The following is a 14,502-nucleotide window of genomic DNA, read 5'->3' as shown; positions in this document are numbered from 1 at the left end:
CCTACATAAAGCTTTAAATTTTCCGCTTAATTCGATAAACATAAGCAAGCACTTCTGCTACTGCTTTGAAAAACTCATCTGGTACCTGATCGCCAATTTCTACTTGATCGTACATAGCTCGTGCTAATGGTCTATTTTCAACCATAATCACATCATTTTCTTTGGCAATCAATTTAATTTTTTGAGCGATAAAGTCTGTCCCCTTCGCAATGACGCGTGGAGCTTCCATACTTTCCTCATCATACTTGAGGGCAATCGCATAGTGAGTTGGGTTTGTTATGACAACATCGGCGCTTGGAATCTCTGACATCATACGACGCATCGCCATTTCGCGTTGGCGTTGTTTGATTTTCGATTTGATCAGCGGGTCACCCTCACTATTTTTATATTCATCTTTAATGTCTTGCTTAGACATTTTAAGATTTTTTTCGTAATCAAGTTTTTGATACAACCAATCTAAAATAGATACACAAAGTAAAACGAGGGAAGCTGCAATTCCCATAATACCAACAAGCTTACCCACTGTAATGAGAGTCATCCATGGACTTTTAAAGGATAACGCCAAAACTTCTGGCAAATTTGTCCATATAATAATTGTCGTAACGCCACCGATAAAGCCAATCTTTAAAACCGACTTTAAAAGCTCTACAATGGCTTTAACAGAAAATATTTTTTTTAACCCTTTTATCGGGTCCATCTTTTTCAAATCAAACTTCATCGGCTCTAATGTAAATAGAAAGCCGAACTGTAGAAAGTTACCTACCAATGCTCCAACAAATGCAATTGCCATAATTGGAACGACAATAACAGCCATTTGCATTAATGTTTCTGTAAATAAGCGCATCACACTATCAATTGTTAGTGTTTCTACGCGTATGTTATGAATGAAAGTTTGCCTGAAAAAAGCTAGGAGTTCATCTCGCAGTGAACCTGCAAAGAAGAATAAAAAGATAAATACCATGAGCATGACAATTGCACTGGAAATATCCTGACTTTTGACAACCTGACCTTTTTTTCGAGCATCCTGTCGTTTTTTGGGCGTCGCCTTTTCCGTCTTTTCTCCCGCAAAATACTGTAAATCTAAATCCAGCAGTAGCAACATTTTACCCACCACCTAAAATAGCCATAAAATCACGCATAGCATAAATCATAATTGTAATAAGCTTTTGAATAACTTGAACCATGACAGCCATCATTGTGAATAACACTAGAAGACTAACACCAATTTTAATAGGAAAACCGACAACAAAAATATTTAATTGAGGTACAGTTTTCGCTGTGATTCCTAGTGCCAAATCGACTAAAAATAACGTTGCTACGACAGGAGCAGCCATTTGAAAGGCAATCGCAAAAACAGACGTAAAAGTTGTGATAATAAACTCGACATAATTGTCATTTGCGAAATTAGGAAATCCTTGATCCATCGGTAAGAATTGATAACTATAATAAATTCCATCGAGAATCATATGATGTCCATCTATTGCTAGTAGAAAGAGTAATGCTAGCGTATTAAAAAATTGTCCAATCAATGGACTTTGTGCACCTGTTTGCGGGTCAATAATGTTGGCAATGGCAAACCCCATTTGAAAATCTATAAAGCTACCGGCAATTTGAATTGCCGACATGATGATGTAGCCTACTAGACCAATTAACAGTCCAATGAGTGCTTCCTTCATCACTAAAAGTATGTAATCACCATTTACTATAAATGGTTCGACGTCAATCGTGTAATACATCATCCAAGATAAAACTATTGCGAGAGTTATTTTGACTTTTGCCGGAATCGTCCTGTATGAGAATAAAGGTGCAGTCACAAAGAAAGCCGAAACACGCACAAGTACTAATAAAAAAACCGTGAAATGCGGGATTAATTCATTCATCTACTCACCCTATATAACGCGTTAAATTCTCAAAAATGTCTCTCGCATAGCTTGTCACCTGTGTTAACATCCATGGACCGAAAAATACGATGGCCACTAATACAGCGATGATTTTTGGAACGAATGCTAACGTTTGCTCTTGAATCGAAGTTGTTGCCTGAAAAATACTTACCGCTAAACCAACGATTAAAGCAACTAATAGTAGCGGACCGCTTGTTAGAAGGATAATCATAATGGCACGCTCTGCAATTGAAATAACCATTTCACCTGTCATACTGTATCATCCCCTAAAAACTTTGTAATAATGATTTTATCACCAGATACCAACCATCTACGAGTACAAATAATAAAATCTTAAACGGCAATGAAATCATAACCGGCGGTAACATCATCATCCCCATCGACATTAGCGTACTTGCGACAATCATATCGATTACAAGGAATGGAATAAAAATCATAAAACCAATTTGGAACGCTGTTTTAATCTCACTCAATGCGAAAGCAGGTACTAGCATAGTAAGGGGAATTTCTTCTACAGATGCTGGCTTTTCCGCTTGATTATACTTTAAAAATAAATCAAGGTCCTTTTGCCTTGTATGCTTACTCATAAACTCTTTAAACGGCACGCTTGCCCGATCGTACGCTTCATCAAGCCCAATTTCTTCAGCAAATAATGGCTGTAATGCCTCTTTATTGACCTCTTGAAAAGTTGGAGCCATGATAAAGAAAGTTAAAAACAACGAAAGACCTACAATGACCTGGTTCGGAGGCATTTGCTGTGTCGCCAATGCCGTACGAACAAACGATAGCACAATAACAATTCGTGTAAACGATGTCATTAAAATCAAAATACTTGGAGCAAGTGATAAAACTGTTAACATTAAAAGGAGCTTAATAGAAGTTGAGACGTTTGTCGGATCGCTGTTGGAAAAAATATTGATTACATCATTCATTTATCTTCATTCTCCTTTTGCTTCCATCTCTCCAGTTCTTCACTGCGCTCCTGTTTAATTTCAGAAATCTTTTTTTCAAATAGTTCACCAAAAGAGTTTTGTTTTTGCTTCTTTGATGAATTCTCATTATTTTTTCTTTTAAACTTAGATAATACTTCTGCAATATACGGTGATGTTGCTGCAAGTTCTTGTCGTTCATTATAAAGTGCTAAAAGTGATGCAACTTCATCAGGATCAGTAATTTCACGTATCAACTGTACATCCTCACCGACCCCAACTAAATACAGTGTTTTACCTACTTGTAATAGTTGTACCGACTTATGAGCACCTAACGATAAACCGCCTAAATTTTGTACCAATTGATTACGTTGAAAGTTTAAATTTCTTTTATTTAAAAACTTCATCAATCCATAGAATAAAGCTACAACAAAAATAAGCGCCAAAACCATTTTTATGTATTCCCATGCAGATATGTCTCCAGCTGCTTGTTGATTTGCATCATCTTTCTTAGCAGCTGGATCACTATCTTTTGCACAATCGCCTTTATTGATACAGTCATCTACACTATTCGTGTTAGAGTCTGCATACACTAAAGTCGTTGTAGGGTACAAAAACAGGAAGGATACAAGAAATGCGAAAATCATCGTTAGACGAAATGATTTTAACATTCGCATGCAATCATCCTAAAGCTTTTTGGATCGCTTCAATTACACGATCAGCTTGGAAAGGCTTAACGATAAAGTCTTTCGCACCAGCTTGAATTGCATCGATTACCATTGCTTGTTGTCCCATTGCTGAACACATAATGACAGTTGCATTTGGATCTGAACCCTTAATCGCTTTAAGAGCAGCAATACCGTCCATTTCAGGCATTGTAATATCCATCGTTACTAAATCTGGCTTTAATTCGTTGTACTTTTCAACAGCTTGTAAACCATCAGCTGCCTCCCCAACAACTTCAAACCCATTTTTCGATAAAATATCCTTGATCATCATGCGCATGAATGCAGCGTCGTCTACAATTAAAATTCTTTTAGACATCGTTAACTCCTCCAATTGAAACTATCTTAAATTATTTAAACGCTCTGCTTGACTTAAAACATCTGTAATGCGGACACCGAAGTTTTCATCAATAACAACGACTTCACCTTTAGCGATTAAATTGCTATTTACTAAAATATCAACCGGTTCACCAGCTAATTTATCTAGCTCAATAATCGAACCACTAGATAGTTCTAAAATCTCTTTAACAGAACGCTTTGTACGTCCTAACTCTACAGTAACTTGCAATGGAATATCAAGTAGCATATTTAAATTTCTAGCTTCAGATTGCGAGATAACATTTGTATCAAAACTTGCAAACTGCGCTTGTTGAACATTGACAGGTTGAGCAGGTCTTGTTGCTTGAGAAATCTGTTGTTGCTCTTGATACATTGGTTGCTGTACTGGTGCTGCCTGCTGTTGATAAACAGGTTGTGCAGGTGGCGCTTGTGTTACAGGTGCTTGTGGTTGCACTGGCGGCGTTGCTACTGGTGCTTCAGGCGCTATTGTTGCAGCCACAGGTTCTTCGATTGATTCTGTTTCTCCTAATAGAGACTTTACAATGTTTTGACTAAATTTAAGCGGTAATAATTGCATTAAATTTGAATCAATTAAATTACCGATTTTTAATCTGAAGGATACTTTTACAAGTAAATCATCTTCAGGAATATTTTCTCGCCCTTCATTTTGAGAAATATTCATTAAATCAATTGTTGGTGGAGAAATATCCACTTTTTTATTGAACACTGTTGACATTGAAGTAGCCGCAGAACCCATCATTTGATTCATAGCTTCTTGAACAGCACTTAGCTGAATTTCACCTAGGTCTGGTTTCGGATTTAAGCCATCTCCACCTAACATTAAATCAGCAATAATCGCTGCATCGGATTGCTTAATAACAAGTAAATTCATACCTGATAATCCAATCGTATATTCAACCTGTACGGCTACATAAGGATGAGGAAATTCCTCTTCTAATTTGTTACGGTTAATCATTGAAATACTTGGCGTAGTAATATCTACTTTTTGACCTAATAACGCTGAAAGTGCTGTAGCAGAGCTACCGAAGGATATATTCCCCACCTCACCTAATGCATCTTGGGCAAACGAATCGAGGTAATCCTCTACTCGTAAATCATTTGTGTCTTCATCTTTAGAAGCTTCAGTGTCGCTGTTGTTATCTTCCAACGTCTCGCCCCTTAATAACGCTTCAATTTCTTCTTGGGAGAGCATTTCATCACTCATCTTCGTCTCCTCCTTTCAAAGGGTCGATAATCTGGATTGCTAATTTTTTGCCTTGCTTTCCTGGTTGAACAGTGAATTTCGGTAATGTTCCTACTTTTAATAGTAATGGGTCTTCAATTTTTTGTTCTAATTGAATGACATCTCCAATCTGCATTGTAAGGAAATCCTCAATGGTGATGTCTGTAATACCAAGTTCGACGGAAAGAGGTAGTTTTGCTTGTTTCACTCGTGTTTCAAGCATTTTTGTTTGCTCTGGAGACATCTCTTTTGTATTTGTCTGCATCCAGTAGCGAACAGAAAGATTTGGAACAATTGGTTCCAGTACAACATGCGGAATACAAATATTAATCATTCCACTTGTCTCACCGATGATCGTATTTAATGAAATAACGACAACCGTTTCATTGGGTGAAATCATTTGTAAGAATTGAGGGTTGACCTCAAGCTCTACTAAAATTGGATCAATTTCCGCAACATTTTCCCACGCCTCGCGTAAGTTGTCGAATGACCGTTCAAAAAGGTTCGTCATAATTTTCGTTTCAATTTCTGTTAAGTTATCGACATTACTATGACTCGCCCCGCTACCGCCCATTAAACGATCTAACATCGAGTAGGCAATGTTCGGATTTATTTCCATCAGTATATTACCATCTAATGGTGGCACTTCAAACACATTAATGAGTGTCATATTCGGAATCGAACGTACAAACTCTTCAAATGGTATTTGGTCCACTGATGCAACCGTAATCTGAACATAGCTTCTTAGCTGTGCTGAAAAAAAAGTTGTCAGTAGTCGTGCAAAATTTTCGTGTATTCGGGTCAAACTTCGGATTTGATCTTTTGAGAAACGCAGTGCTCGTTTAAAGTCATAAACCTTAACCTTGCGCCCTTCGTCCTCTTTTTTTATGTCGTCCGCTGACATTTCCCCTGTTGATATTGCGGAAAGCAGCGCATCTATCTCAGATTGAGATAACACATCTCCTGCCATTTGCCCACCTCCATTTCAAGCAGTTTCTTTATTATTGAGTGATGAAGGAGGTAATATAAATCTCCTGAACTTCTCCCTCTTGCATCAATTCATTTAATCGGGTTTTTAATGATTTTTGGAAAACTTGTTTACCTTGCTTACCTTCTAAATCTTTTTGTTCCATCTCGGAAAGCTCTTGAATAACAATATTTTTCACTTGGAAATCACGCTTCGTTAACTCGGCAGCTGCATCTTTATTTGTTGTTTGAATTTTTAACGACAAACGTACAATTTTGTTATCAGCTAAATTTGTAGTAATTTCCGGAATTTCAACAGAAGCTTCTACGATTTCATCAATTGTTGGTTCAAGAGTTCCTGCTGGCTTATTAAATTGGGTAAACAAGAAAACAGCAATACCCCCGATAAGTATGATTGCTACTAGCACGATGATAATCATCGTTAACATTTTGTTATTCTTCATCTTCTTCACCTCGTAGATGCGGGTTTGATAGTATTTGTATATTTTTATAAAAGGCTTTTACCCTTTGTCGCACCTCATCTTCACTCTGTAAAACAATGATTTTGGTTCCAGTCGTTAATGTGATGGTCGTGTCCGGAAAAGATTCGACCGTTTCTATGTATAAAGCATTCAATGTAAATGCTTTGCCATTTAGACGTGTTAGTTCAATCATTGAAATAGGGCCGGGTCTAGCGCGAGAGCCGGCCCGACCCTCCCTCAAAAAAAATTATGTTTTTTTACAATCTTTCAAACTATCGTTTTAAGTTTACTAACTCTTGCAGAATTTCATCGGATGTTGTAATAATACGCGTATTTGCTTGGAAACCACGTTGTGCAACAATCATCTCTGTAAATTCTTCAGATAGGTCAACGTTGGACATTTCTAATGAACCAGCAACAGCTTTCCCCATACCATCATTTGTACCAGCAGCATAAAAGGCATCACCTGAATTGGCACTAGGAACGTAATAGTTACTACCTTCTTTTTGTAAACCACCTGGGTTAGCAAACTTCGCCATCACTAATTGTCCACCGTAGTATAAAACACCGTCAGATCCAGTAAATGTTACTTTACCGTCTAATGCAATCGACATCGATTGTGCGTTTGTCGGGATTTGAATATAACCTGTATCACCGATTGCAGCTGGATCATTACCCGATTTCACAACAGGATCTGGCGTCACTGCCGTTCCACCAGTCGGTGTTAAGTTTTGATAATTCGACATGTCATCAGGACTTGTTGGATCCCAAGATGGGGTAGTTGGTGAAGAGCCTTGATTAGGCGTGACAGCTAACATATATCTACCATCTTGATTGACTAAAAATCCATCTTTATCTAAATAAAAGTTCCCAGCACGTGTATATTTTAAATCTGTAATTGGTGTAATTGGTCCTGTTGAATTGCTATCATAGCCTGTCGCTATAAAAAACCCTTCGCCTTCAATAGCTACATCTAGCCCGCGTCCTGTACCTTGTAGCGAACCACCACCATGAATCGTATCAATTGCCGCAAGTTGTGAACCAAGACCTATTTGTTTCGGGTTCACCCCTCCGACTGTACCTGTTGGACCTGATGCCCCTGACTGTGTTTGAGACATTAAATCTTTAAACACTACTCGACCTTTTTTAAAGCCGTAAGTATTAACGTTAGAAATATTATTCCCAATAACGTCTAGCTTTGTTTGGAAGTTTTTAAGACCTGAAATACCTGAATACATAGAACGTAACATAATGTCGTTCTCCCTTCATTTAAAATTGTGTGCCTCTATCAATCAGCACACAGAGGCTTCCTTTCAAAGGTCCAGCCCTTATAGCACAATTGTGCCATCAATATTAGTAAATATTTGCTGCTTTGCTTCCGTGCGGTCCATTGCTGTAATGACAGTAGCGTTTTTAGCACTGACAATTAAAGCTGCTTGATCCATCAAGACTAATGGTTGTTTGACACCTTTTGAGTGTGCTTCAAATACCTTATCCGATACAACTTGCCATTCTTGTTCTGAGATCGCTATATTACGCTCGATAATTCGTTCATTTGCGTGCTTGCTCACTTTTAATTCTTGTTGATTGGTAGCTTCCTGTAAATGAGCCTTAAACGATTGTTGTGATTTTAATGGCGTAGGTTGTGTCTGGCGAATAGATGGATGCAATGGTACACGATGAATTGAAAATTTATCCATCATTTTTCTCCACCTTTATTCGCTTATTACGGTAAAATCTTTATCTGTTAATTTTTTATCATTGTCTAATACATAATGAATGACGCCATCTTTATTCGTTACAGAAACAATACGGCCTTGTAGTTCTTGTTCACCGTCTTTATACGTAACTTTTTTACCGATTAACTTGCTTGCCTGTACAAGTGGAGATTCAGATACCGTATTGTTATCATTCGAATTTGTTCCTGAGCCACCTAATATTGATGAGATATTGCCAGGGGTAATTTCCTTACCATCCTCTAATACAAACTTAACATTACCATCTACAAACTTAATAGATTGAATTACACCCGATCCTTCTTTAATAATCGGCTTTTTTTCTGCATCTAATTCTTCTGTAATCTCATGCCACTTCACTTCTTTACCAACAAATGATGAATAACCCATCATCTGTGTTTGTTGCTGCGAGACAAGTAATGCTTCCATTGCTTTTGTCATATTTTGCATTTGCTCTAAGGAAGAGAACTGAGCCATCTGAGAAATAAATTCTCTATCATCCATAGGATTTGTTGGATCTTGATGTTGTAATTGAGTAATTAATAATTGAAGAAAAGCATCTTTCCCAAGTTCACTATTACCTGTTTGCTTCGTAGGTTTCTTATAACTGGAATGATAAAAGTCATCCGTTACTTTTGTGTTGACAGTTTTGGGTGCTTTAGTTGTTGTATCTGCCATACTTACACCTCCTCACTTATTAAATATTCACTAAAGGACTTGCTTTCATCGTCATCGTCGCTTTTTTGCTCCTGCTCATCTTCCTGCTGTTGCTTAAAGAAATTGTTGAAGAAGTTTTGGTCGCGTTGTTGGCGGTCTGCATCTTGCAATGACTGAGCAATATCGAGACGATCAACTTGAATATTTTGCTGTACAAAGGCTTGCTTAAGTTGATGTGCCTGACTATCGAGTAACTCACGTCCTTGAGCTGTTGAAGCAAGCAGTCGTGCTGTGAGGACTCCATCATTTTGCACAAGCTCGATACGAATTGATCCTAGATTTTCCGGGTACAATTTCAATGTTAAACGTGTAATCCCTTGTGCATTAGAGAGTTGAGCTCTATTGATGATCGCTTGCATCTCTTTCAGTAATGCCTCAGACTGTGCTGGTTTTGCTGCTGGCAATGTTACTTGGAATGTGTCTGCTTTTGTTTGGACTGTATTGGCCGTCACCATCTCATTAGCACTTGTGTCGGTCTGCTTTGTAACTTGAACTTGCTGCACTACTTGCTGGAAGCCCTGTAACGGAAGTGTTACTGTTGTTTTAGTTGTTACTTGCTGAGCAGTTTGAATCGTCTCTACTTGTGTTTGCATTGTAGTTAAAAAACTCTTAACGTTCGTTAGCAAGCTTTCTTGTTGACCTGTTAAGTCTGTTTTCTGTCCGACTAATTGTGCCAACTTTAACACTTGCAGTAATTGTGTTACTTCTTTCGGCGTTACTTGACCTTCACCTTGCAAAGCTGTTACAACCTGCGCTTGAAGCATTGGTGCCTGAGCATCTACTAGCGCTAAAAGCTCCCATACATCACTTGCTTCTTTATCTTCTCCTAGCAGCTGTTGTACTAATTTTTGAAGCTGCTCTGAATCAATTCCTAATGCATCCATTAAATTATCTAGATTTAGCATTTCATCTATCCCAATAGCTTTGCCTTCCTCACCAACTTGAAGCATTAACAAACCATCGTCGTGTGGAATATCTAGTAAGTCTAGTACATCTTCAATAGACTCAGCGTTTAAAACTGCTTCTAAATCAGCTATATCTGTTGTTTCGGCAGACTCTGTAGACTGCTGTGTTTGATTGGAAGAAGAAATAATTTGTCCAAAAACAGAGCCAAACGTTGAGAGATTTTCTTTCTTCGACGTTTCACTTGCTTTAACATCAGCATTGCCTACTGTTGCAGGTTTGGTAGCTGCTGTTTTAGCTGGTATAGTCTTGGACATCATTTGCATCATTGCCACATCCATCATTTCACCTCCTTTCATATATCTCTATTGTTTAGCCATCATTTCCGTATATTTCGCTGCATCTTGTGGATCCATTTTTTCTAAAATCGCTGCTACTTTATCCGGTTTTAAGTTTGTTAAAATACGCAGTGCTTCAGCATCGCTCATTTTAACAAGCACTGGCGCTGCTGCTTTAGGAGACATCTTATCATAAGTTTTTAAAATGTCATTAAAGTCACGTTTTACGTCATCTTGCTCTCTATTTGTTTTTTCAGTTTCAAATTTTAGCTGCTCATTTTCTGTCTTTAACTTTTCTTTTTCAGTTGTTGCCGTATCTAATTTTTTTTGCAGTTGAGCAATTTCCGCTTCTTTTTCTTGGATATCAGCCTGTAATTTTACAACCTTCGAATCATTATTAACAACAGCTTCTTTTGCTTGTTGTTCTTCTGAAGGAACAAATGGTAAGCTTTCATATGCTTTCTTTCCTAAATCAAAGACATTCGTATTCATCAGTGTTGCAACAATAAGTAGAATTGCTACTACAAACATAATAGGTATTACAAACCACATAAAAAACTTTCGAAAGCCACCCGATTTACGTTTAGGTGGTCGTTCTTCTAATTCCGTTGTAAGTCGATTATCTTTTTTTGCCATGAAATCACCTGATTTCTCTCTTGTTATACGTAAGTGATGAAATCTCATCTAAAAAAATGCCTTCGATACGATCCTGTTCTTGCTGGAATAACTTAAAATCTTTTTCTCGCATTTTTTCAAATTTACGCACTTCCAAGTTTTTTTCTAATAATTTTTCTTCGTGCCAATTCATTTTTGCACGAGCTTGTACAACTTTCTGCTGTACATCAGCAATTGTTTTTTCGAGGCTATCAATAAAACGGGCATAGTGATGAATCTCCTCTATTGATGAACCTACAGCTAAACGCCCCTGCTGGAACTCTAATAAATCTTCTTTCTTTTTTAGCAAATCATATAGCTTTGATGCTACTTCTTCAAAAGTACGTACAGCTTCTTTATAGGCAATTTCAGTTTCATTTTTTTCCTGTTCTCGAATGGTTAACACTTTTTCAAAACGATAAATATAACTCACCATCTATTTTCCACCACCGTTCGATAATGAAATTAACTCATTCACACTTTCCTCAAGGGTCACTTTATCTAAATAGCCCTGCTTTAAATAAGCGGTAATGAGAGGTTCATAGTAAATCGCTTCATCAATTTCTTTTGACGTCCCCCGCTTATACGCACCAATGTTAATTAGATCTTCCGACTTGTCATATGTATAATAGAGCTCCCTTAAACGTTCTGCAGCCTTTTTATGCTCTGGCTCTGCCACATGATTCATTAAACGGCTGACACTTTTTAATACATTAATAGCTGGATATTGACCTTTATTGGCAAGGTTTCGATCAAGAACAATATGGCCATCTAAAATCCCTCGCACAGTATCTGCAATTGGCTCGTTCATATCATCACCATCTACTAATACTGTATAAAAGGCCGTAATAGAGCCCTTCTCATTAGTACCTGTGCGCTCTAATAGTTTAGGTAAAATCGCAAATACAGATGGTGTGTATCCTTTTTGAGCTGGTGGTTCACCTGTCGCAAGACCAATCTCTCGTTGTGCCATAGCAACACGAGTCACAGAGTCCATCATCAACATGACATTTAAACCACGATTTCTAAAATACTCTGCAATCGCTGTTGCGGTAAAAGCTCCTTTAATTCGCATCAGTGCGGGCTGATCAGAAGTTGCAGCTACAACTATTGATCGGCTTAAACCCTCTGGCCCTAAGTCACGCTCTATGAACTCACGAACTTCACGACCACGCTCCCCAATAAGTGCGATAACGTTTAAATCAGCTTGTGTATTTCGCGCAATCATACCGAGCAATGTACTTTTCCCTACCCCTGAACCAGCGAAAATACCTACACGTTGTCCATTACCAACAGTTAACATGCCGTCAATTGCTTTAACACCTACTTCAAGTCTTTCATCGATCGGTGGACGTGTTAGTGGGTTCGGTGGGTCCTGCTCAGTCGGAACCGACAATAATCCTCTCGGTAGCACTGTCCCATCTATTGGATTTCCCATAGAATCAAGTACTTTACCGATGAGCTCGGGTCCCACTTTTACCTCTAGTGGTGCCCCCGTACCTTCAACTAGGCAGCCAATGGATATTTCTCGCAGTGAGGTAAAAGGCATTAAGACGACAATTTCATCTTTGAAGCCTACTACCTCTGCTAAGATGGTTTGATGGCCGTTTTTAGAAGTTTCCACATAAATTTTACAGACATCACCAATGGAACTATCTGGACCTTGCGACTCAATCATCAAGCCGACAACTCTAGTTACTCTACCAAACTTTTTAAAGGTTGGCATTTGAGGAATTTGTTTGATTAGTTGAGCCGTTTTCATCTAGATCATTCCTTACTTTCTAATATTTCATGTAGCTTCAATCTTAGTTCATTTAATTGCTCATCAATACTTACAACAATACGGCCATGGTTTGTTTCGATAAAGCAATCTGTATCATTTTCTAAATCCTCATTTACAAAAATCATAAATGGTACGTCCGTTGGGAACATTTCTGCTAGTTCATCACGATTAGAAGTAATTAATGCATAGTAGGTAGGTGAAACATAAATTTTTATTTCTTTCATTTCTCTCGCTTCTTTAAGCCCTCTGCGAACGATTGAAACAAATAATTCATTATCTCGCTCTAAAGATGCACCAATAATACGCTCTGCTGCAGTTAAGCCTAGCTCTAAAATAATCGCTTCCTGATCGTCAATATATTTCCGCGCATTTTCCTTAGCATGAAGGATTACTTCATTAGCTGTTTGGAGAGAATGTGCCATCGCTTCATTAGCTTTGTTTGTCCCATCTTCATAGCCTTGACCATATCCTTCATCATAAGCCTCTTGCACTCGTTCAGGTCGTTCTTCTTCCCAACTTTGCTTTACATGTTCAATTTCCTGAAAGAACATTTGCTTCTCTTGTTCAAAAGCCTCGCGCTCAGCATGTAAAATAGCTCTAGCCTCTGCAAATAAACGTTCGCGCTCTTCCAGTACTTCTTCCATAGTCATTTGTTTTTGAAGCGGAATTTCTTCATTTTCTACTTCATGCATTTCAAACATGTCACGAATTTGAATCTTCTTTACATTTTCGTCATTGGATTGTGTATATATGGAACGGATGATTCTAGACAATGACGTCATCTCCTCCACCACGTGCAATAATAATCTCACCAGCATCCTCTAAGCGACGAATGACCGCAACAATTCGAGATTGTGCCTCCTCTACGTCACGTAAACGTACAGGTCCCATAATCTCCATTTCCTCTTTAAATGTTTCAGCCATACGTTGTGACATATTGCGGAAAATAATATCTTTTACTTCCTCGCTTGAAACTTTCATTGAAAGCAGTAAATCTTCATTTTCACAATCACGAATAACACGTTGAATCGAGCGGTTGTCGAGCGTAACAATATCCTCGAATACGAACATACGTTTCTTGATTTCTTCTGCAAGCTCTGGATCTTGAATTTCGAGTGCATCGAGAATCGTTTTTTCCGTTTGTCGGTCTACACCATTTAACACTTCAACGACTGCATCAACGCCACCTGTCTCTGTGTAATCCTGTGTAACAGTTGATGATAATTTACGCTCTAAAACAGATTCAATTTCACTAATAACTTCTGGTGAAGTTGACTCCATTACGGCTATACGTTTAGCAATATCAGCCTGAACTTCCTGCGGTAATGACGATAAAATGACACCCGCTTGCCCTGCTTCTAAATAAGATAGAATAAGGGCAATTGTTTGTGGATGTTCATTTTGAATAAAGTTAAAAATTTGTGCTGGATCAGCTCTCCGTGCAAAGTCAAATGGACGCACTTGTAAAGAAGATGTCAGACGGTTAATAATCGTTTGAGCTTGCTCTACACCAAGTGCTTTCTCCAATACTGTCTTCGCGTAACCAATACCACCCTGTGTAATATAATCTTGCGCAAGTGCAATGTTGTGGAATTCTTCAATAATTTCCTCTTTCACATTTGCTTCTACTTTTTTAACGCTTGATATTTCTAATGTTAAACGTTCAATTTCTTCCTCTGTTAAATGTTTATAGACAGAAGCTGAAACCTCAGGCCCTAATGAAATTAACAAGAGAGCGGCCTTTTGTTTTCCTGTTAATTCTTTTTCTTTCTTGGACACAGTCGAA

General features: G+C 38.1%; 19 protein-coding genes. All 19 read right to left on the bottom strand.

Going from position 1 to position 14,502, the window contains the following annotated elements; genetic code table 11:
• Positions 1-13 precede the first annotated feature (13 nt).
• Positions 14-1,102 carry a flagellar biosynthesis protein FlhB gene (flhB, locus tag QUF91_RS06580; RefSeq protein ID WP_285394660.1) on the bottom strand — a complete coding sequence of 363 codons (1,089 nt, stop codon included), beginning with the start codon at positions 1,100-1,102 and terminating at the stop codon, positions 14-16.
• Position 1,103: 1 nt separating this feature from the next.
• The gene (fliR, locus tag QUF91_RS06575; protein WP_285394661.1) at positions 1,104-1,880 is read right to left on the bottom strand and encodes a flagellar biosynthetic protein FliR; all 777 of its coding nucleotides are present in this window, start codon (positions 1,878-1,880) and stop codon (positions 1,104-1,106) included.
• A 4-nt stretch (positions 1,881-1,884) separates the two neighbouring features.
• Entirely contained in the window at positions 1,885-2,154 is a 270-nt protein-coding gene (fliQ, locus tag QUF91_RS06570) for a flagellar biosynthesis protein FliQ (RefSeq protein WP_285394663.1), read from the bottom strand.
• A gap of 13 nt (positions 2,155-2,167) precedes the next feature.
• The gene (gene fliP / locus QUF91_RS06565) at positions 2,168-2,833 is read right to left on the bottom strand and encodes a flagellar type III secretion system pore protein FliP (protein WP_285394665.1); all 666 of its coding nucleotides are present in this window, start codon (positions 2,831-2,833) and stop codon (positions 2,168-2,170) included.
• On the bottom strand, positions 2,830-3,501 hold the full coding sequence (locus QUF91_RS06560) for a flagellar biosynthetic protein FliO (protein WP_289417196.1): 672 nt from the start codon (positions 3,499-3,501) through the stop codon (positions 2,830-2,832). The genes fliP and QUF91_RS06560 overlap by 4 nt, the downstream gene beginning before the upstream one ends.
• Before the next feature lie 10 nt (positions 3,502-3,511).
• On the bottom strand, positions 3,512-3,874 hold the full coding sequence (locus QUF91_RS06555; RefSeq protein ID WP_049668450.1) for a response regulator: 363 nt from the start codon (positions 3,872-3,874) through the stop codon (positions 3,512-3,514).
• Between the two features lie 21 nt (positions 3,875-3,895).
• Positions 3,896-5,119, bottom strand: a complete 1,224-nt coding sequence (gene fliY / locus QUF91_RS06550; protein ID WP_289417195.1) for a flagellar motor switch phosphatase FliY — start codon at positions 5,117-5,119, stop codon at positions 3,896-3,898.
• On the bottom strand, positions 5,112-6,107 hold the full coding sequence (gene fliM, locus QUF91_RS06545) for a flagellar motor switch protein FliM (RefSeq protein ID WP_285394668.1): 996 nt from the start codon (positions 6,105-6,107) through the stop codon (positions 5,112-5,114). The genes fliY and fliM overlap by 8 nt, the downstream gene beginning before the upstream one ends.
• Before the next feature lie 31 nt (positions 6,108-6,138).
• Complete coding sequence (fliL, locus tag QUF91_RS06540) at positions 6,139-6,567, bottom strand: flagellar basal body-associated protein FliL (RefSeq protein ID WP_285394669.1); 429 nt, start codon at positions 6,565-6,567, stop codon at positions 6,139-6,141.
• The gene (locus QUF91_RS06535; RefSeq protein ID WP_285394671.1) at positions 6,557-6,778 is read right to left on the bottom strand and encodes a flagellar FlbD family protein; all 222 of its coding nucleotides are present in this window, start codon (positions 6,776-6,778) and stop codon (positions 6,557-6,559) included. The genes fliL and QUF91_RS06535 overlap by 11 nt, the downstream gene beginning before the upstream one ends.
• A 79-nt stretch (positions 6,779-6,857) precedes the next feature.
• Positions 6,858-7,835, bottom strand: a complete 978-nt coding sequence (flgG, locus tag QUF91_RS06530; RefSeq protein ID WP_289417194.1) for a flagellar basal body rod protein FlgG — start codon at positions 7,833-7,835, stop codon at positions 6,858-6,860.
• Between the two features lie 78 nt (positions 7,836-7,913).
• The gene (locus QUF91_RS06525; protein ID WP_285394674.1) at positions 7,914-8,285 is read right to left on the bottom strand and encodes a TIGR02530 family flagellar biosynthesis protein; all 372 of its coding nucleotides are present in this window, start codon (positions 8,283-8,285) and stop codon (positions 7,914-7,916) included.
• A 15-nt stretch (positions 8,286-8,300) separates the two neighbouring features.
• Positions 8,301-8,999, bottom strand: coding sequence for a flagellar hook assembly protein FlgD (gene flgD, locus QUF91_RS06520; RefSeq protein ID WP_289417193.1), 699 nt, complete (start codon positions 8,997-8,999; stop codon positions 8,301-8,303).
• A 2-nt stretch (positions 9,000-9,001) separates the two neighbouring features.
• Positions 9,002-10,282, bottom strand: a complete 1,281-nt coding sequence (locus tag QUF91_RS06515) for a flagellar hook-length control protein FliK (RefSeq protein WP_289417192.1) — start codon at positions 10,280-10,282, stop codon at positions 9,002-9,004.
• Positions 10,283-10,306: 24 nt separating this feature from the next.
• On the bottom strand, positions 10,307-10,915 hold the full coding sequence (locus tag QUF91_RS06510) for a MotE family protein (RefSeq protein ID WP_285394678.1): 609 nt from the start codon (positions 10,913-10,915) through the stop codon (positions 10,307-10,309).
• Between the two features lie 4 nt (positions 10,916-10,919).
• Positions 10,920-11,369 (bottom strand): flagellar export protein FliJ, encoded by a 450-nt coding sequence (gene fliJ / locus QUF91_RS06505; RefSeq protein ID WP_285394680.1) that lies wholly within the window; start codon positions 11,367-11,369, stop codon positions 10,920-10,922.
• A complete protein-coding gene (gene fliI, locus QUF91_RS06500) occupies positions 11,370-12,695 on the bottom strand; it encodes a flagellar protein export ATPase FliI (protein WP_285394682.1) in 1,326 nt (441 codons plus the stop codon).
• Positions 12,696-12,700: 5 nt separating this feature from the next.
• Positions 12,701-13,489: a flagellar assembly protein FliH gene (gene fliH, locus QUF91_RS06495; protein ID WP_285394683.1), complete on the bottom strand. Its 789-nt coding sequence runs from the start codon at positions 13,487-13,489 to the stop codon at positions 12,701-12,703.
• Positions 13,482-14,495, bottom strand: coding sequence for a flagellar motor switch protein FliG (fliG, locus tag QUF91_RS06490; protein ID WP_285394684.1), 1,014 nt, complete (start codon positions 14,493-14,495; stop codon positions 13,482-13,484). The genes fliH and fliG overlap by 8 nt, the downstream gene beginning before the upstream one ends.
• Between the last annotated feature and the right edge of the window lie 7 nt (positions 14,496-14,502).

The organism is Lysinibacillus sp. G4S2, assembly GCF_030348505.1.
GTDB lineage: Bacteria > Bacillota > Bacilli > Bacillales_A > Planococcaceae > Lysinibacillus.
The sequence above is the reverse complement of the archived record's forward strand: the minus strand, read 5'-3'. Positions and strand labels throughout refer to the sequence as shown.